The organism is Aeromonas jandaei (assembly GCF_037890695.1).
GTDB classification, from domain to species: Bacteria; Pseudomonadota; Gammaproteobacteria; order Enterobacterales; family Aeromonadaceae; genus Aeromonas; species Aeromonas jandaei.
This window is the reverse complement of the sequence record NZ_CP149571.1, coordinates 2,372,456-2,389,436: the sequence shown is the minus strand read 5'-3', so window position 1 is coordinate 2,389,436 and position 16,981 is coordinate 2,372,456. Positions and strand designations below refer to the sequence as shown.

At 62.1% G+C, this 16,981-nt stretch carries 18 protein-coding genes; 14 read left to right on the top strand and 4 right to left on the bottom strand.

All coding sequences use genetic code 11. The annotated features are described in order from the left end of the window. The first annotated feature begins 24 nt into the window (after positions 1 to 24). The 9 genes from WE862_RS11485 to mltB all read left to right on the top strand — a co-directional run bounded on the left by WE862_RS11485 (position 25) and on the right by mltB (position 9,300). Positions 25 to 303, top strand: a complete 279-nt coding sequence (locus WE862_RS11485; protein WP_042032429.1) for a peptidylprolyl isomerase — start codon at positions 25 to 27, stop codon at positions 301 to 303. Between the two features lie 189 nt (positions 304 to 492). Beyond that, complete coding sequence (locus WE862_RS11480) at positions 493 to 1,167, top strand: DUF1499 domain-containing protein (RefSeq protein WP_042032427.1); 675 nt, start codon at positions 493 to 495, stop codon at positions 1,165 to 1,167. An 11-nt stretch (positions 1,168 to 1,178) separates the two neighbouring features. Then, the gene (locus WE862_RS11475) at positions 1,179 to 1,760 is read left to right on the top strand and encodes a carboxymuconolactone decarboxylase family protein (protein WP_016350227.1); all 582 of its coding nucleotides are present in this window, start codon (positions 1,179 to 1,181) and stop codon (positions 1,758 to 1,760) included. Beyond that, positions 1,760 to 3,928, top strand: a complete 2,169-nt coding sequence (locus tag WE862_RS11470; protein WP_042032426.1) for an FAD-dependent oxidoreductase — start codon at positions 1,760 to 1,762, stop codon at positions 3,926 to 3,928. The genes WE862_RS11475 and WE862_RS11470 overlap by 1 nt, the downstream gene beginning before the upstream one ends. Positions 3,929 to 3,933: 5 nt before the next feature. Then, positions 3,934 to 5,118 (top strand): ABC transporter substrate-binding protein, encoded by a 1,185-nt coding sequence (locus WE862_RS11465; RefSeq protein ID WP_042032425.1) that lies wholly within the window; start codon positions 3,934 to 3,936, stop codon positions 5,116 to 5,118. After that, on the top strand, positions 5,118 to 6,794 hold the full coding sequence (locus tag WE862_RS11460; protein WP_042032424.1) for an ABC transporter permease: 1,677 nt from the start codon (positions 5,118 to 5,120) through the stop codon (positions 6,792 to 6,794). Before WE862_RS11465 ends, WE862_RS11460 begins: the two co-directional genes overlap by 1 nt. A 23-nt stretch (positions 6,795 to 6,817) precedes the next feature. Further along, positions 6,818 to 7,456 carry an ATP-binding cassette domain-containing protein gene (locus WE862_RS11455; RefSeq protein WP_042032423.1) on the top strand — a complete coding sequence of 213 codons (639 nt, stop codon included), beginning with the start codon at positions 6,818 to 6,820 and terminating at the stop codon, positions 7,454 to 7,456. 14 nt (positions 7,457 to 7,470) lie between these two features. Then, positions 7,471 to 8,085 (top strand): CDP-alcohol phosphatidyltransferase family protein, encoded by a 615-nt coding sequence (locus WE862_RS11450; RefSeq protein ID WP_042032422.1) that lies wholly within the window; start codon positions 7,471 to 7,473, stop codon positions 8,083 to 8,085. A gap of 132 nt (positions 8,086 to 8,217) precedes the next feature. Next, on the top strand, positions 8,218 to 9,300 hold the full coding sequence (gene mltB / locus WE862_RS11445; RefSeq protein WP_042032420.1) for a lytic murein transglycosylase B: 1,083 nt from the start codon (positions 8,218 to 8,220) through the stop codon (positions 9,298 to 9,300). Between the two features lie 90 nt (positions 9,301 to 9,390). Here the strand turns inward: mltB and pgm are convergent, their stop codons facing one another. Both pgm and seqA read right to left on the bottom strand, forming a co-directional pair. Then, positions 9,391 to 11,040, bottom strand: a complete 1,650-nt coding sequence (gene pgm / locus WE862_RS11440) for a phosphoglucomutase (alpha-D-glucose-1,6-bisphosphate-dependent) (protein ID WP_021231101.1) — start codon at positions 11,038 to 11,040, stop codon at positions 9,391 to 9,393. Between the two features lie 58 nt (positions 11,041 to 11,098). Then, a complete protein-coding gene (gene seqA / locus WE862_RS11435) occupies positions 11,099 to 11,614 on the bottom strand; it encodes a replication initiation negative regulator SeqA (protein ID WP_042032419.1) in 516 nt (171 codons plus the stop codon). 292 nt (positions 11,615 to 11,906) lie between these two features. Between seqA and WE862_RS11430 the strand changes: the two genes are divergently transcribed. The 4 genes from WE862_RS11430 to fldA are packed head-to-tail and all read left to right on the top strand — an operon-like array spanning position 11,907 to position 13,828. Next, entirely contained in the window at positions 11,907 to 12,671 is a 765-nt protein-coding gene (locus tag WE862_RS11430; RefSeq protein WP_339058748.1) for an alpha/beta fold hydrolase, read from the top strand. A gap of 55 nt (positions 12,672 to 12,726) precedes the next feature. Continuing rightward, a complete protein-coding gene (locus tag WE862_RS11425) occupies positions 12,727 to 12,948 on the top strand; it encodes a DUF2788 domain-containing protein (RefSeq protein ID WP_005334296.1) in 222 nt (73 codons plus the stop codon). 19 nt (positions 12,949 to 12,967) lie between these two features. Beyond that, entirely contained in the window at positions 12,968 to 13,264 is a 297-nt protein-coding gene (gene ybfE / locus WE862_RS11420) for a LexA regulated protein (protein WP_005334297.1), read from the top strand. Between the two features lie 39 nt (positions 13,265 to 13,303). Next, entirely contained in the window at positions 13,304 to 13,828 is a 525-nt protein-coding gene (gene fldA, locus WE862_RS11415) for a flavodoxin FldA (RefSeq protein ID WP_033113451.1), read from the top strand. 69 nt (positions 13,829 to 13,897) lie between these two features. Here the strand turns inward: fldA and WE862_RS11410 are convergent, their stop codons facing one another. Beyond that, positions 13,898 to 14,371 (bottom strand): DUF4442 domain-containing protein, encoded by a 474-nt coding sequence (locus tag WE862_RS11410; RefSeq protein ID WP_033113452.1) that lies wholly within the window; start codon positions 14,369 to 14,371, stop codon positions 13,898 to 13,900. 243 nt (positions 14,372 to 14,614) lie between these two features. Here WE862_RS11410 and fur point away from each other — a divergent pair, with 243 nt between their 5' ends. Next, positions 14,615 to 15,043 (top strand): ferric iron uptake transcriptional regulator, encoded by a 429-nt coding sequence (gene fur / locus WE862_RS11405; protein WP_033113453.1) that lies wholly within the window; start codon positions 14,615 to 14,617, stop codon positions 15,041 to 15,043. A 115-nt stretch (positions 15,044 to 15,158) separates the two neighbouring features. On the opposite strand, the gene glnS is transcribed toward fur, so the two are convergent. Continuing rightward, positions 15,159 to 16,820, bottom strand: a complete 1,662-nt coding sequence (gene glnS / locus WE862_RS11400; RefSeq protein WP_042032417.1) for a glutamine--tRNA ligase — start codon at positions 16,818 to 16,820, stop codon at positions 15,159 to 15,161. Positions 16,821 to 16,981: the final 161 nt, after the last annotated feature.

Here is a 16,981-nt window from a genome sequence, read left to right as displayed (position 1 = left end):
ACCCCAATACCCGAGGAGCGCCCGATGAAAAAAGCCTGTGCCCAGCACATTCTGGTCAAGACCGAAAAACAGTGTCTGGAGATCAAGGAGAAGATCGAAAAGGGCGCCGACTTCGGCCAGATGGCCAAGCGTTTTTCCACCTGTGCCTCTGCCAAACGCTGCGGCGATCTGGGGGAGTTCAACAAGGGGGATATGGTTAAGCCCTTTGACGATGCGGTATTCAAGGGCGAGCTGCTCAAGGTACTGGGGCCGGTGCGCACCAAGTTCGGCTTCCACCTTATCAAGGTGCTCTATCGCAACTGATCCATCCCGTCAGCGCGACCCAATCCCCTGCCAGCGAGGACCGTTTGCAACGGGCCTCGCGCTGTTTTACCGTCTCCCTTGACTTATGGGCCAAAAGCCCCCCAAGCCCATACGAATTTACTAACGTTATCAGGCTATTAAGTTTATTCTTCTCGGCACGTTCCGCACTTCGAGGATGGATCCCGCGCTATGCCCAGCTTATACAGGTGGCCACTGCTGGCCTGGTTGCTCCCTTTGGCAGGGGCTCTTGGCAGCCGCTTTCATCTCTGGCCCTGGTGGCTCGGGTTCACCCTCTGCCTGCTTGGCGCCATCATCTCTCTGGTGTTGCTGGTGCGCCTGCCCTGGTGCCGCAGCCGACACGCCAATGGCTGGGGCGCCGTGCCGCTGCTGCTGCCTCTGGCCTTTGTGGTACAAGCGCTACGCGTACCGCTGGTCAACGATGTCAGTACGGATCCTTACAACCCGCCCCTGTTGCGCTGGGCCAGCGAGCTCAGAACGGCGCAGGATCTGCCGATTAATCCGGCTCCGTTGAAAGCATTTGAGGGTAAACCCGGTCCTCTCTATACCAGGGCCTCCCCAGCCGAAGTGCTCACCGAGGCCCACGCCCTGATGGAGCAGCTCGGCTGGCAGGTGCGGCCAAGCCCTGATGGCCTCGATGCGGTGGCCACCACCGGCTGGTTCGGTTTTCAGGATGATGTGGCGCTGCGAGTCTTTGTCGGCCCCAGCGAAACCCGCATCGACATGCGCTCAGCCTCCCGTCAGGGGCAGAGCGACCTGGGTACCAACCGGGCACGGATCGAGGATTTTCTGATCCGCCTCAACGAGCGGTTGGGTCAGGCCTACAAACCCAATTTGAAGCAATAAGAAGGTCATCAATGCGCGTCGAGGTGAAACCCGACCGGGAATATGCCTGGTTCATCCGCCCCTTTTTCTGGCTGCAACAGCGCAACTACGGTCAGGTGCTCATTCCGGGCAAGTGCTGGGGCCGCTCGCCGCGCCTGTTTGCCGCCGTCGCCACCCTCTATGGCGTCATCAACCGCAAGCGCTCTCCTATCGACCCCGTACTGCGCTCTCTGGTGACGGTGCGGGTCTCCCAGCTCAACTGGTGCCGCTTTTGCGTCGACATCAACGCCATGACCCTCATCAAGCGCGCAGGCTCCAGCGAGAAGGTGGAGGCGCTCGCCAACTGGCGCGAAAGCCCGCTGTTCGACGAGCGGGAGCGGGCCGTGCTCGACTACACCGAGGCGATGACTGGCCTCGATGGGGTCAGCGATGAGCAGGCCGCCCGCCTCAAGCCCTGGTTTGACGATGACGCCATGGTGGAGCTCACCGGCCTCATCGCCTTCCAGAATATGTCGGCCAAGTTCAACGCCGCCCTCGATATCGCGCCGCAGGGCTTCTGCCAACTGCCGGTGCAGCCAGTGCGTCCGGCCCAGCCAGATAGCAAGGACGCCTGATGAGCGGCTCCCGCTTGCTGCTGGTGCTGGTGATGGGCTGCCTCATCGGCGCCTTTTTCGCCTTCGACCTTGGCCACTACCTGAGCCTGCCCCAGCTGCAGGCCCGTCAGGCCGAGCTGGCCGCCCTGGTCGATCGCCATTTCGTCAGCGCCGCCCTGCTGTTTGTCGTCGTCTACGTGGCGAGCACCGCCCTCTCCCTGCCCGGCGCCAGCCTGCTCACCCTGGCCGGCAGCGCCGTGTTTGGCGTTGCCTGGGGGCTGCTGCTGGTCTCCTTTGCCAGCAGCATTGGCGCTACCCTGGCCTTTCTCAGCGCCCGCTTTCTGCTGCGCGACTGGGTCGAGCGGCGCTTTGGCGACAAGCTGGCCAGCTTGCAGGCCGGCATGAAGAAGGAAGGGGCGCTATATCTGCTGAGCCTGCGCCTCATCCCCATCTTCCCCTTCTTTCTGGTCAACCTGCTGATGGGGCTCACTCCCATCAGAGTCAGCACCTACCACTGGGTGAGCCAGCTTGGCATGCTGCCCGGCACCTTTGTCTACGTGCTGGCGGGGAGCGAGCTTGCCAACCTCACCAGCACCGGCAATATCCTCTCCCCCGGCCTGATGGTGGCGCTGACCCTGCTCGGACTGATGCCGATGCTGCTCAAGGGCCTGCAGCGGCGCCTCGCCCTGCATCGGCTGCACGCCCCCTACCGCAAGCCGACCCACTATGACTACAACCTGCTGGTGATTGGCGCCGGAGCCGGCGGCCTCGTGACCAGCTATATCGCCGCGGCGGTGAAGGCCAAGGTAGCGCTCATCGAGAAGCACAAGATGGGGGGCGATTGCCTCAACAGCGGCTGCGTTCCCTCCAAGGCGCTGATCCGAAGCAGCCGCTTTGCCGCCGAGCAGCGCCGGGCCAGTGAACTGGGCTTTGGCCCAAGCCAAGCCAGCGCCGATTTCGCTGCCGTGATGGAGCGGGTCGCCCGCGTCATCAAGGAGGTCGAGCCCCACGACTCCATCGAGCGCTATCAGGGGCTGGGGGTGGAATGTATCGAAGGGGAGGCTCGGCTGGTCTCCCCCTGGGAGGTCGAGGTGAACGGCCAACGCCTTGCCAGCCGCCATATCGTGCTCGCCACCGGCGCCCGGCCGCTGGTGCCCACGCTGCCGGGCCTTGAGCAGGTGCCCTGGCTCACCTCCGACACCCTCTGGCAACTGCGCAGCGCGCCGCGCCAGCTGCTGGTGCTGGGCGGCGGCCCCATCGGCTGCGAGTTGGCCCAGAGTTTTGCCCTGCTCGGCATTCCCGTTACCTTGGTAGAACTCTCGGAGCAGCTGCTACCCCGTGAAGAGCGGGAGGTGGCCGAACTGCTGGCGGAACAGCTGGCCCGCGACGGCGTGCGGGTGCTCACCGGCTGGCGCGCCGAACGAGCCGACTACCTGCCCGCAGTCGCGGGGGATCTCCCCATCCGGCTGCAACTGCGCCGAGGCGAAGAAATGCAGGTGGTGGAAGGGGATCAACTGCTGCTGGCGCTGGGCCGGGTCGCCAACGTCAGCGGCTTCGGGCTCGAAGCGCTGGGGGTGGAGCTGACGCCGCGCGGCACTGTGGCGGTCGATGATTTCCTTGCCACCAACTACCCCAGCATTCTGGCGGTGGGGGACGTAGCGGGCCCTAACCAGCTCACCCATGCCGCAGCCCATCAGGGCTGGTATGCCGCGGTCAATGCCCTGTTCAGCCCGTTCAAGCGCTTTCGGGCTGACTATCGGGTCATGCCGGCCGCCATCTACACCACGCCAGAAATCGCCCGGGTCGGCCTCAACCAGAAAGAGGCCAGGGCGCAGGGCATCCCCTTCGAGCTGACCCGTTTCGAGCTGGCCGAGCTGGACAGAGCCATCGCCGATGGCGAGCGTCAGGGTTTTATCGAGGTGCTCACCGTACCCGGCAAGGATCAGATCCTTGGCGCCACCATAGTGGGCACTCACGCCGGCGAGCGGATCGCCGAATTTGTGCTCGCCATGCGCCACCGCCTCGGCCTTGGCAAGATCCTCGCCACCATTCACGCCTACCCCACCCTGATGGAGGGGAACAAGTATCTGGCAGGTGAGTGGCGACGGGCCCGTCAGCCCGCCACCCTGCTGGCGCTGCTGACCCGTTATCACCGCTGGCGCCGCGGCGCCAGACCCAACTCCAGGTAACCCGGATGCGACACTCATTGCCCTCGTTCAAACAGCTGTTGTGCGCCCTGCCCCTGCTGGCAGGCAGCCTTCTCGTCCATCAGGCCAACGCCGCCGGCAACCCGCTGTGGCAGCAGACCCTTGATGAGGCCAAAGGGCAGACCGTCTACTTCAATGCCTGGGGCGGCAGCCCGGAGATCAACGCCTATCTGGTGTGGGCCGGGCAGGAGCTGGCGCGCGACTATCAGGTCAAGCTGGTGCAGGTGAAGGTGGATGACATCGCCCAGAGCGTCAGCCAGCTGCTGGCCAACAAGCAGGCGGGCAAGCAAACTGGCGGCCCCATTGACCTGCTCTGGGTCAACGGCGAGAACTTCAAGGCGCTCAAGGAGCAGGGGCTGCTCGGAGCTCCCTTTACCCGGGAGCTCCCCAACATGGCGCTGGTAGACAACAGCCTGCCAGTGAGTGAGGACTTCACCCTGCCGGTGGAAGGGCTGGAAGCCCCCTGGGGCATCGGCCAGCTCAATCTGATGGTCGACACCGAAGAGGTCACCAGCCCCCCCACCTCGGCTGCAGCCCTGCTTGCGTGGGCCAAGGCCCACCCCGGCCGCTTCACCTATCCCAAGCCGCCCCAGTTTCACGGCTCCAGCTTTCTCAAGCAGATCTTGCTGGAGCTGACGCCGGATCCCGCCCCTCTCTATCGGGAGGCGACCGATGCCGAATTCATCAGGATCACAGCTCCGCTCTGGGCCTGGCTCGATGAGCTGCACCCGGCACTCTGGCGCAAGGGCAAGCTGTTTCCGGCCAGCGCCGCCGAAACCCGCCAGCTGCTCGATGATGGCGAGCTGGCGATGGCCATCAGCTTCAACCCGCAGGAGGCGCAGAGCGCCGCCCAGATTGGCGCCCTGCCCCCCAGCGTCGAGGCGGTCGCCATGGCAAAGGGGTCGCTCACCAACAGCCATTTTCTCGCCATCCCCTTCAACGCCAACGCCCGCGCGGGGGCCAAGGTGGTCGCCAACTTCCTGCTAAGCCCTGCCGCTCAGGCGCGCAAGGCCGACCCGGCGTACTGGGGTGATCCCGGCGTGCTGCGCAGCGATGCCCTGCCGGACCCCGCCAAGGGACAACCGGCTCTGCGCTTTAAATCGGTGGCAGAGCCCCACCCCAGCTGGCAGCTCAGGCTGGAAGCCGCCTGGGCCGAGCGCTACGGCCACTGATGAGCCGGTTCGGCTACGATCCCCTCGGTTGGCGCCCCCTGTTCACCGCAGGGTGTGCTCTGGTTTTTGGCCTTCCGCTGCTGGCGGGGGGCTGGCTGCTGCTGGCTGAGGGCTTGACCCGACCCCATCTGCAATTGCTGCTGGCCCAACCGGGCCTGTGGCACTCGGCACTGCTGAGCCTGTGGATTGGCGCCGCCTCGACCCTGACCAGCCTGCTGCTGACCGCCCTGCTGCTGGCCCAGAGTGACAGCCGGGCCGTCGGTTGGCTGCGTCGGTTGCTCTCGCCCTTGCTGGCGCTGCCCCATGTCGCATTTGCCATCGGCTTTGCCTTTCTGCTCGCCCCCTCCGGCTGGTTGCTGCGCCTGTTCTCGCCGACCCTCACCGGATTTGAACTGCCACCCGACTGGCAGACCCTGCGCGATCCCGCCGGACTCGGGCTCATCCTAGCCTTGACCCTCAAGGAGACCCCCTTCCTGCTGCTGATGGCGCTCGGTGCGCAAGACCCCACCAGGGTGGCACGCCAGCAGTGGCTGGGGGCGAGCCTCGGCTTTAGCGCCCCTCAGATCTGGTGGCGCCTGCTGCTGCCGGCGCTGTGGCCCGCCCTGCGCCTGCCCATCTATGCGGTGGCAGCCTACGGGGTGGCGGTGGTGGATCTGGCCCAGCTGCTCGGGCCCGATCTCCCCGCCCCGCTGGCCGTGCGCCTGTGGCTCTGGTATCAGGACCCGGATCTCGTCTGGCGCGGCGCCACCGCCAGCGGCGCCCTGCTGCTGCTCGCCATCACGGCGCTGCTGCTGGCCCTGTTGCGGTTGCTGGAGCTGGCCCATCGAACCTTTGGCAAACCCGGCTGGCTCGATGGCAGACGCTCAAAACCAAGCGCTCTTGGCCACACCCTTGCCACAGGCAGCGTGGCGGCCCTGATCGCCATCAATCTGGCGGTATTGGGGGCGCTGCTGCTCTGGTCACTGGCACGGCGCTGGCCCTTTCCCGCCCTCTGGCCGAGCCAGTGGAGCGGCCACTATTGGCTCGACCTGCTGCCGACCCTGTCGCCGCTGCTGACCTCCAGCATGCTGCTGGCGCTGGCGAGCGGGGCTATTGCGCTGGCGATGGCGGTGCTGAGTCTGGAGGCACAGGCGGGCCGCCGCCCCTGGCCGCTCTGGCTCATCTGCCTGCCGCTGCTGCTGCCGCAGGCCAGCCTGCTGTTCGGCATCCGGCTCGGGGTGGACTGGTTCAGTCTCGGATGGGGGGGCGATGGCATCGGCTGGAGCTGGGTGCTCTGGAGCCAGCTGCTGTTTGTCTCTCCCTACGTCTATCTCTGCCTGCACGGCCCCTATCGCCAGTTTGACCCGCGGATCACCCAGAGCGCCCTGCTGCTGGGGGCAACGCCGTGGCGAGCCTGGTGGCAGGTCAAAGCGCCGCTGCTGGCGCGCCCGCTGCTGTTTGCCTTTGCGGTAGGGGCTGCGGTGAGCCTCGCCCAATACCTGCCAACCCTGCTGTTTGGCGCAGGCCGGGTGGTCACCATCACCACCGAGGCGGTGGCCATCGGCAGTGGCCTCAACCGGCGACTGGCGGGGCTCTACGGCCTGCTGCAACTGCTGCTGCCGCTCGTTATCTATCTGCTGGCGCTCTGGTTGCCGGCGCGGATCAATCCAGCGCTCAAGGGGGGCAGCTCACGATGAACTCTCATGATGGAAATGGCCCCATGCTGAGCACCACGCCTCTTCGACTTTATCTTGATGAAAATCTGCTGCTCTCACTGCCCGCCCTGCAGGTGGCGCCGGGCGAGGTGTTGACCCTGATGGGGCCCAGCGGCTGTGGCAAGAGCTCGCTGTTGGCGGCGCTGGCGGGGGTACTGCCCGCAAGCGGCCCGATCCGGCTGGAGGGGGACGTGATCCTTGGCGAGCGCCGGCTCACCCATCTGCCGCCCCAGGTGCGGCGCATCGGCATGCTGTTTCAGGATGATCTGCTGTTCGACCACCTGACTGTGGCGGAGAACCTGATGTTCGGCATGCCGGCCAGCGTGAAGGGGCACAGGGCGCGGCGGGAAAAGGCGGTGGCTACGCTGGCGCAGGTGGATCTGACAAGTCAGGCGGACAAGCTGCCGGGGGCGCTCTCTGGCGGCCAGAAGGCTCGCGTCAACCTGTTGCGGGCCCTGCTGGCCGAACCCGAGGCATTGTTGTTGGACGAACCCTTCTCCCGCCTCGACAAGCCGCTGCGGGCCGCCTTTCGCGAACTGGTGTTCGCCCAGATCAAGGCGCTGGCCATCCCTGCCATTCTGGTGACCCACGACGAAGAGGACGCGCCGGGTACCATACTTCAGCTCACCGAATCCTGTTTTTGACCGAGGAGTTCACCTTGTTTGATCGCCACCTGATCCCCGTTATCCGCAGCCCCCTCAACCGGCTCGCCAAACCGCTCTGCCGCGCCGGGGTCAGCGCCAACCAGATAAGCCTCACCGGCTTTGCCATCGGTATGCTGGCGCTGCCGCTGCTGGCCTTTGGCTGCTATCAGTGGGCGCTGGCGGCCATCCTGTTCAACCGGCTGCTGGACGGGCTCGACGGTGCCGTGGCGCGGGAAACCGGCATCACCGACTGCGGCGGCTTTCTCGACATCACGCTCGACTTTATTTTCTACGCCGCCGTGGTGCTGGGCTTTGCCCTCGCCGCCCCCGCCAATGCGCTGCCCGCCGCCACCCTGCTGTTTGCCTTCATGGGCACCGGCTCGAGCTTTCTGGCATTTGCCATCATGGCGGGCAAGCGGGGCATCGACAATCCGGTCTACCACCACAAGTCTCTCTACTATCTGGGCGGCCTCACCGAGGGGAGCGAGACCATCGCCCTGTTCGTGCTGATGTGCCTGTGGCCCGCCGCCTTCGCCCCGCTCGCCTACGGCTTTGCCCTGCTCTGCGCCATCACCACCCTGACTAGGCTCTGGAGCGGTTACCACACGCTGCGTCCCCCCCGGCGCTAACCAGTGCCGCCCTCACCGGAGGGCTAATCCATCACGCGATGAATTGGCGATGGGTGCAGCGCACGGAACACTTGCGCCCGGATGACAATGTTTTACCATGGCGGCACTTTTATCAGTCTCCTTGAGAACCCTATGCGTCGCCTTGCCTCTCTTCTCACTCTGTCGTTGTTTCCTCTGCTCGGTGGCTGCAGCAGCACGCCGGCTGCCAAGCCCGTGGTCGTCCCCCAACCCAAGAGCGCCTTCATCAACCAGACGCCGTCGCGCAGCCCCGTTTACAGCCAGGGGGTGAGCAAAGGGGACTTCGCCAATCGCACCAATGTGGACAGGTTCGTCCAGAAGATGGTCGAGAAGCACGGTTTTGACAGCGCCCAGCTCCATCAGGTGCTGGCGCAGGCAGAGCGCTACGACTGGATCATCCGTCTGATGGATGCCCAGGCGCCGACCACCGCCAAGCCCACCGGCCCGACCGGCGCCTGGAACCGCTACCGCGCCAAGTTCATCACTCCGGACAACGTACAGAACGGCGTCAACTTCTGGCGCGAATACGCGAGCGAACTCAATCGGGCGGAGCAGATCTACGGAGTGCCGCCCGAGATCATCGTCGGCATTATCGGGGTCGAGACCCGCTGGGGCCGGGTGATGGGCAAGACCCGCATTCTGGATGCGCTGGCCACCCTGGCGTTTGATTACCCGCGCCGCGCCGAGTTCTTCACCAGCGAACTGGAAGCCTTCCTGGTGATGACCCGCGATGAGGGGATGGATCCCACCGAACCCAAAGGCTCCTACGCCGGTGCCATGGGCTACGGCCAGTTCATGCCCTCCAGCTTCCAGCGCTACGCGGTGGATTTTGACGGCAACGGCCACACCAACCTGTGGGATCCGGTGGATGCCATCGGCAGCGTAGCCAACTACTTCAAGGCCCACGGCTGGGAGAAGGGGCAACCGGTGGCGGTGCGTGGTCAGGGCCAGCTGCCCGGCTATGAGCACGGCTTCCAGACCCGCTACCCGGTCGCCTCCCTGCGTCGCGCCGGGCTGACCCCCACCAGCAGCCTTGGCAACCACAGCGAGGCGAGCCTGCTGCGCCTCGATGTCGGCACCGGCTACCAATACTGGTACGGCCTGCCCAACTTCTACGCCATCACCCGCTACAACCACAGCACCCACTACGCCATGGCGGTGTGGCAGCTGGGGCTGGCGGTGAAGGCGGCGCGCTGACAAACCGCGATCAGCAGATAAAAAAAGGAGCCTTAACGGCTCCTTTTTTATACCAATTACTTTATTTATTCACGGCAGATTGACCCGAAATCAGACCCCGGCCTTGGCCAGTGCCGCGGAGACGATCTGCTGGGCCTCCTGCTGGATGAGGTCGAGGTGCGCGTCGCCCTTGAAACTCTCCATGTAGATCTTGTAGATGGACTCGGTGCCGGAGGGGCGCGCCGCGAACCAGCCGTTCTCGGTCACCACCTTGAGGCCGCCGATGGCGGCATCGTTGCCCGGCGCCTTGGTCAGCTTGGCGATGATGGGCTCACCGGCGAGCGTTGAGGCCTCCACCAGTGCCGGATCCAGCTTGGAGAGCACTGCTTTCTGGGCACTGTTGGCCGGGGCGTCGATACGGCGGTAGCTGGAGCGGCCAAATTTGGCTTCCAGTGCGTCGTAATGAGCCTGCGGATCCTTGCCGGTGACCGCCAGAATTTCTGCCGCCAGCAGCGCCAGAATGAAGCCATCCTTGTCAGTGGTCCAGACGGTGCCATCTTTGCGCAGGAAGGAGGCGCCTGCGCTCTCCTCGCCACCAAAGCCGAACTCGCCGCTGTAGAGGCCATCCACGAACCACTTGAAGCCGACCGGCACCTCTTTCAGGGTACGGCCAATCTCGCCGGCAACCCGGTCGATCATGGAGGAAGAGACCAGCGTCTTGCCGACGGCCGCATCGGCAGACCAGCCGGTACGATGGGTAAACAGATACTGGATCGCCACCGCCAGATAGTGGTTCGGGTTCATCAGGCCGGACTTGGTAACGATGCCGTGACGGTCGTAGTCAGGGTCGTTGCCAAGGGCGATGTCGAACTTGTCCTTGAGCGCGATCAGGCTGGCCATGGCGAACGGGCTGGAGCAGTCCATCCGGATCTTGCCGTCTTTATCCAGGGTCATGAAGGAGAAGGTCGGGTCGACCTTGTAGTTCACCACCTCGATATTCAGGCCATAGGTCTTGGCGATGACGTCCCAGTAGGCGACGCCGGAGCCGCCCAGCGGATCGACACCGATCTTGATGCCCGCGTTCTTGATGGCATCCATGTCCAGCACGTTCTTCAGATCATCCACATAGGGGGTGACATAGTCGTGCTCCACCACGAACGGGCTCTTGAGCGCCTCGGCGAACGGCATCCGTTTCACGCCAGCCAGACCCGCTTCCAGAATCGCGTTGGCGCGGTCCTCGACCCACTTGGTGATCTCCCCTTCGGCGGGGCCACCGTGAGGCGGGTTGTACTTGAAGCCACCATCTTCCGGCGGGTTGTGGGACGGAGTGATCACCACGCCGTCAGCACGGGCAGCAGGCTTGCCTGCATTGTGGCGCAGGATGGCGTGAGAGATGACCGGGGTCGGGGTAAAGCCGAGGCCAGCCTGAATGCGGGTTTCAACGCCATTGGCGGCCAGCACTTCGACGGCGCTGGCAAAGGCGGATTCGGACAGGGCGTGAGTATCCATGCCGACAAACAGCGGGCCAGTGATACCGGCCTGCTGGCGATACTCTACCAAGGCCTGGGTCACCGCCAGAATATGGGATTCGGTAAAGGCACTGTGCAGAGCGCTGCCACGGTGGCCGGAGGTACCGAAGGCAACTCGCTGCTCGGGGCGGCTCATGTCCGGCTTGTTAAGGTAGTAGGCGCTGACCAGACGGGGAATATTGGTCAGGTCGCTTAAACGGGCCGGCTGACCGGCGTGGGAATGCTGAGCCATGGCGTTTTCCTTGCGTAATGGCGGCCTTGCCGGGCAAGGCCTGAGTCTTGAAAAACCGTTAGATTGCGCCGCACACCTGCGCGATCACCTCGTCGCCGTAACCCATGCTGCTCATCAGCTGAGCGACCATGTTCTGCTTGCGACTGGTGTTGGTGTTGGTGATCACCCAGAACGGGGTTTCCGGTACCGGCTTGGGCTTGGTGGTGCTGCCACTGGCGCGCAGAGCCTCGGGATCCCGCGAAAAATAGACGCGCTTGCGCCCCTTGATTTCGGTGGCCTGGGTAAACCCGACCGGATCATCCCGGTAGAGGGTACTCAGCACCTGCATGAAACGGTTGATGGACTTCTCTTCCTGCTGCAGCTCGCCTGAATCGAGCAGGGCTTGCAGCCCCTGCGGTGCAGCAACGGCACGGTGTGGTGCCGCAGGCGCTGGCTCGGCAACGGCGGCTGACGCGGCCCCCTGAGCAGGCTGTTCCAGCAGACGGCGCAGGATGTCGGAGGCACTCTCACCGATGTGCCGGGTCTGGCTGGCGATATAGAAGTAGAGATCGTCATCAAGCTCGATGGTTTTCATAGGGATGCGCTGGACTCGTCGAAATTCGGATGCGGCGATTATACATAGGCAAACCCGACAGCCCAAGGGAGGGGCTGGCAGATGTACATGAATCTCATCGAGAATACGGCATAATAGCGGCCCAAGTGTGTGATCGGCCGCACTGATAGCCGATCTGAACGGGATTTTTTAGAAAAAAAACCACACAAATTTCCCCTTCATCACACGAAATCCTTTTCTTTCCAGTGCGTTAAATCATATCGGCAACGCACTCATGACCGAACAAGGTGTCATTTTGCAACAAAAGAGCGTAGTGAACTTCAAAGAGCAGGGTCAGGAACCGGCCGTCATTCTGATCCACGGGCTGTTCGGCAGCCTCGATAACCTGGGCCTGCTGGCCCGCGCCCTCGGCGAGCACTATCGGGTCATCAGCGTCGATTTGCGCAACCACGGCGTCTCGTTTCGCAGCGACGACATGAGCTATCCGGCGCAGGCCGCCGACATACTCGCGCTGATGGATCACCTTGGGCTGGATCAGGCGGCGATAGTCGGCCACTCCATGGGGGGCAAGGTCGGGATGCAGCTTGCCAAGCTGGCGCCCGCGCGGGTGAGCCGGCTGGTGGTGGCCGACATGGCGCCGGTCGCCTATCCCCACTCCCGCCACCAGAATGTGTTCGCCGGCCTCAACGCCACTCTGGCAGCTCAGCCCCAGAGCCGCAGCGATGCAGAGCGCATTCTGGCCGAACATATCGAGATCGCCGGAGTGCGCCAGTTTCTGCTCAAATCCTTCGCCAAAGGCGACGATGGCTGGCAGTGGCGCTTCAATGTGCCTGCTCTTGAGGAGAACTACGCCAACATCATGGGCTGGCCCGAGGATGAGCGCCGCTTCGAGGGGCCAGTGCTCTTTATCAAGGGGGGGGATTCCGATTACATGCAGCCGCAATACAGCGAGGCGGCACTGGCCCAATTCCCGGCGGCAAAGGTGCGCGTCATCGCCGGAACCGGCCACTGGCTGCATGCGGAAAAACCGATGTTGTTCAACAAACTGGTTGTGGATTTCCTGTCCACAGGCGGTTAACAGTTCCAAATCCTTTGTGATATAGTGCGCCCGTCATAAGGAGTGTGCGCAATCCATGCTAAGTGAACATATCGACCTGATCGAAAGTTTGGGCCTCAAGTTATTCTTTGTGGCCATTTTCATATTGATTGGCCTGGCCATTCAGGACGTTCTCAAACGCGGCAACGTGCCCCGTTTCGGTCGTTTCATCGTCTGGTTGGTACTGTTTCTGGGTTGTGCAGGTTTTGTCGCCAAGGGGCTGATCGAACTGGGCTGGGAAGGCTCAGGACTAGGCTAACAATTTTCATCTGTGATGTATGGCCAAACAGCAAACTGATCGAACAACACTGGATCTGTTCGCAAACGAGAAGCGCCCCGGCAGGCCAAAGACCAACCCACTCCCCCGCGAGACCCAACTCAAGATCAACAAGCGTAACCAGCTTAAGCGCGATCGGGAGAATGGGCTGAAGCGGGTAGAGTTAAAGGTGGAGGCCGAGTTGCTGGAGCGCCTGAACCAACTTGCGTTGCAACAGAACATCAGCCGAGCCGAGCTGATCCAATCTATCCTGAAGCAACAGATTGAGTCCGCCTTTGCGGTGGATATTGCAGTCTGAGCGTCAAGCATTAACACCAAATACGGGTAACTAAACACTATGGCAAGTGTAGGTCTGTTTTTTGGCAGCGATACCGGTAACACCGAAGCTGTCGCCAAGATGATCCAGAAAGAGCTGGGCAAGAATCTGATTGAAGTCCGTGACATCGCCAAGAGCAGCAAGGCCGACATCGAGAACTTCGATCTGCTGATGTTCGGTATCCCGACCTGGTACTACGGCGAAGCACAGGCCGACTGGGACGACTTCTTCCCCGATCTGGGCGAAATCGACTTCACCAACAAGCTGGTTGCCATCTTCGGTTGTGGCGATCAGGAAGACTACGCCGAGTACTTCCTCGACGCCATGGGTACCCTGCGCGACATCGTTGAAGCCAAAGGCGCCATCATCATCGGTCACTGGCCGACTGCCGGTTACGAATTCGAAGCCTCCAAGGCGCTGGTAGATGACAAGCACTTCGTCGGCCTGGGCATCGACGAAGATCGTCAGCCTGAATTGACCGCCGAGCGCGTCAAAGGCTGGTGCAAGCAGTTGCACGAAGAGATGTGTCTGGGCGAGCTGGAGTAATCTCCTCCCCCTGCTTGAAGCAACAAGGGCCCCGTCGGGGCCCTTGTTCTATTTGCAATTTGCTGCCGTTCACTCTCCCCTGTGCTCGGGCTTGGCCCGCACATAGAGAGTACGTTTCACCTGCGCCACCAGCTCCCCCTGACCGTCCTGCACCGTCACCTCGAATTCGGGAAAGTATTTGATCCCCCCTTCGGTCGCCGCAACGATTTCGGCCAGCTTGCCATCGCTCAGGTTGAATTCCGCCACCAGCTTGCCCTTGCCCGGTTTGATGTAGTTGATGCTGCCCGCCTTGTCCCAGACGTAATAACGGTTCTTGAAGTAGCCCATCAGCATCAGCGGATAGATGGGATCTGTCATGGCAAACATGCTGCCGCCAAACTGGGTGCGGTTGGCATTCTTGTTCCACCAGCGGGATTTGAGGGTCACCCGGCAGTAGCGAAAATCATCGCTCAGGGTCTCTATCTTGATGCCGGCGCCCCAGAAAGGGGGCCAGGCATTGAGGGCGCGGCGCACCCAGGCCGCGTTGTCAAAAAGCCAATCCATGGATCTCATCCGACCAGATATGTGAAAGTTACATCTTATCAACATCTGCCATCCCGGCAAGTCGATCAAGGTGATTGATTATTTCAATCCAGACCCGGATGAGTGGCTAAACCCTTTGAATTTGCGGGTTTATTTTTAGGGAGGCTACGACCTATAATGACAGGCCAAGCGAGTTGAAGGTTGCCATTCCCGCGGCAGTCCATCAGAATAAACCCCACCTTCGAGAATGCGAATAAGTAGAATATGGCAGACAACAACCAAGCGTTAAAAAAGGCCGGGCTCAAGATCACCTTGCCCCGGGTCAAGATCCTGGAAATCCTGCAACAGCCGGACTGCCAACACACCAGTGCCGAAGATCTCTATAAACGCCTGATCGATCTGGGTGAAGAGATTGGCCTCGCCACCGTCTACCGCGTTCTCAACCAGTTTGATGATGCCGGTATCGTGACCCGCCATCACTTCGAAGGGGGCAAGTCGGTATTCGAACTGGCGACCCAGGAGCACCACGACCATCTGGTTTGCCTGGACTGCGGCAAGGTGATCGAGTTCTCCGACGAGGTGATTGAGCAACGCCAGAGCGAGATCGCCAAAAAGCACAATATCCGTCTCACCAACCACAGCCTCTACCTCTACGGTCACTGTGCCAGCGGTGAGTGCAAGCACGACGACTGAGTCGGCTGCAACATCAGATCACGGACAATAAAAAAGCCAGCATCAGCTGGCTTTTTTATTGTCCGAAACAGGATAGAAGCACAATGGAGGGCAGAGTCTCCCCTGCCCCACTGTATCAGCCTTCTACCTTGCCCCAAGAGTCGCGCAGGGCAACGGTGCGGTTGAACACCAGATGCTCCGGGCTGGAGAGCTTGTTGTCGGCGCAGAAGTAGCCTTCGCGCTCGAACTGGTAAGCCTGCTCCGGCTTGGCGTTCTTGAGCGAAGCCTCGACACGGGCACCCTCAATGATCACCAGGGATTCCGGGTTCAGGGCTGCTTCGAAGTCCTCTTCGGCGCCCGGGTTCGGCACCTTGAACAGACGGTCATAGAGGCGCACTTCTGCCGGCAGGGAGTGAGTAGCGCTGACCCAGTGGATCACCCCTTTCACCTTGCGGCCATCGGCCGGATCCTTGCCCAAGGTCTCGGGGTCGTAGCTGCAGTAGATGCAGGTAACCTTGCCGTCGGCGTCCTTCTCGATGCGCTCGGCCTTGATCACATAGGCATTGCGCAGACGCACTTCCTTGCCCAGCACCAGACGCTTGAACTGCTTGTTCGCCTCTTCTTTGAAGTCCGCTTCGTCGATAAAGATCTCGCGGGTAAAGTTCAGCTCGCGGGTACCCATCTCGGCGTTGCTCGGGTGAGCCGGGGCGGTCAGCACTTCATCGGCAGCCAGGTTCTCGATCACCACCTTCACCGGGTGCAGCACGGCCATGGCGCGCGGCGCATTCTCGTTGAGGTCTTCACGGATACAGGCTTCCAGCATGCTCATCTCGACGATGTTGTCCTGCTTGGTCACGCCGATGCGCTTGCAGAACTCGCGGATGGAAGCCGGAGTGTAGCCACGGCGACGCAGACCGGAGACGGTCAGCATGCGCGGGTCGTCCCAGCCATCGACGTGCTTCTCGGTCACCAGCAGGTTCAGCTTGCGCTTGGACATGACGGTGTATTCGAGGTTCAGACGAGAGAACTCGTACTGACGCGGGTGACAGTCGATGGTGATGTTGTCCAGTACCCAGTCGTACAGACGACGGTTATCCTGGAACTCCAGAGTACAGATGGAGTGGGTGATCCCTTCCAGGGCGTCCGAGATGCAGTGAGTGAAGTCATACATCGGGTAGATGCACCACTTGTCACCGGTCTGGTGGTGGTGGGCAAACTTGATGCGATAGATAACCGGATCGCGCATCACCATGAAGGGAGAAGCCATGTCGATCTTGGCGCGCAGGCAGACGGAGCCCTCGGCAAACTCGCCGTTCTTCATCTTCTCGAACAGGGCCAGGTTCTCTGCCACGCTGCGGTCACGGAACGGGCTGTTCTTGCCCGGCTCGGTCAGGGTGCCGCGGTACTCGCGCATCTGCTCGGGGGAGAGCTCGTCCACATAGGCCAGACCCTTTTCGATCAGCTCAACGGCGTAGCCGTGCAGCTTGTCGAAATAGTCGGAGGAGTAGCAGATCTCGCCGTTCCACTGGAAGCCGAGCCACTGCACGTCCTGCTTGATGGACTCAACGTACTCGATATCTTCCTTCGCCGGGTTGGTATCGTCAAAGCGCAGGTTGCACTGGCCCTGATAGTCGCGGGCGATGCCGAAGTTCAGGCAGATGGATTTGGCGTGGCCGATATGGAGATAACCGTTCGGCTCGGGCGGAAAACGGGTATGCACGCTGCTGTGCTTACCGCTGGCCAGATCTTCATCAATGATCTGACGAATAAAGTTAGTTGGGCTGTTCGCCTGACTCATGGCTCACCTCAAAAAAGCGTCACTGGCGGAAGTTGTGCCGGCTGGCACCCTCATCCCCCCGCCGTCAAGCCGGATATGATCCCTCATTACGCGCCCTGCCTCAACCTGAATTTGGCAGTTCGGGCTATTGGCGTGCTAAAAAGCGGGTCAAAGCAGCCTCG

What these genes read in the sequence shown, in the direction of transcription:
- fldA (WP_033113451.1), top strand. Translation starts at nt 13,304, where the DNA reads ATGGCAAGTGTAGGTCTGTTTTTTGGCAGCGATACCGGTAACACCGAA.
- glnS (WP_042032417.1), bottom strand. Translation starts at nt 16,820, where the DNA reads ATGAGTCAGGCGAACAGCCCAACTAACTTTATTCGTCAGATCATTGAT.
- ybfE (WP_005334297.1), top strand. Translation starts at nt 12,968, where the DNA reads ATGGCCAAACAGCAAACTGATCGAACAACACTGGATCTGTTCGCAAAC.
- WE862_RS11410 (WP_033113452.1), bottom strand. Translation starts at nt 14,371, where the DNA reads ATGGATTGGCTTTTTGACAACGCGGCCTGGGTGCGCCGCGCCCTCAAT.
- pgm (WP_021231101.1), bottom strand. Translation starts at nt 11,040, where the DNA reads ATGGCTCAGCATTCCCACGCCGGTCAGCCGGCCCGTTTAAGCGACCTG.
- WE862_RS11485 (WP_042032429.1), top strand. Translation starts at nt 25, where the DNA reads ATGAAAAAAGCCTGTGCCCAGCACATTCTGGTCAAGACCGAAAAACAG.
- WE862_RS11455 (WP_042032423.1), top strand. Translation starts at nt 6,818, where the DNA reads ATGCTGAGCACCACGCCTCTTCGACTTTATCTTGATGAAAATCTGCTG.
- WE862_RS11475 (WP_016350227.1), top strand. Translation starts at nt 1,179, where the DNA reads ATGCGCGTCGAGGTGAAACCCGACCGGGAATATGCCTGGTTCATCCGC.
- WE862_RS11465 (WP_042032425.1), top strand. Translation starts at nt 3,934, where the DNA reads ATGCGACACTCATTGCCCTCGTTCAAACAGCTGTTGTGCGCCCTGCCC.
- seqA (WP_042032419.1), bottom strand. Translation starts at nt 11,614, where the DNA reads ATGAAAACCATCGAGCTTGATGACGATCTCTACTTCTATATCGCCAGC.
- WE862_RS11425 (WP_005334296.1), top strand. Translation starts at nt 12,727, where the DNA reads ATGCTAAGTGAACATATCGACCTGATCGAAAGTTTGGGCCTCAAGTTA.
- mltB (WP_042032420.1), top strand. Translation starts at nt 8,218, where the DNA reads ATGCGTCGCCTTGCCTCTCTTCTCACTCTGTCGTTGTTTCCTCTGCTC.
- WE862_RS11480 (WP_042032427.1), top strand. Translation starts at nt 493, where the DNA reads ATGCCCAGCTTATACAGGTGGCCACTGCTGGCCTGGTTGCTCCCTTTG.
- fur (WP_033113453.1), top strand. Translation starts at nt 14,615, where the DNA reads ATGGCAGACAACAACCAAGCGTTAAAAAAGGCCGGGCTCAAGATCACC.
- WE862_RS11470 (WP_042032426.1), top strand. Translation starts at nt 1,760, where the DNA reads ATGAGCGGCTCCCGCTTGCTGCTGGTGCTGGTGATGGGCTGCCTCATC.
- WE862_RS11460 (WP_042032424.1), top strand. Translation starts at nt 5,118, where the DNA reads ATGAGCCGGTTCGGCTACGATCCCCTCGGTTGGCGCCCCCTGTTCACC.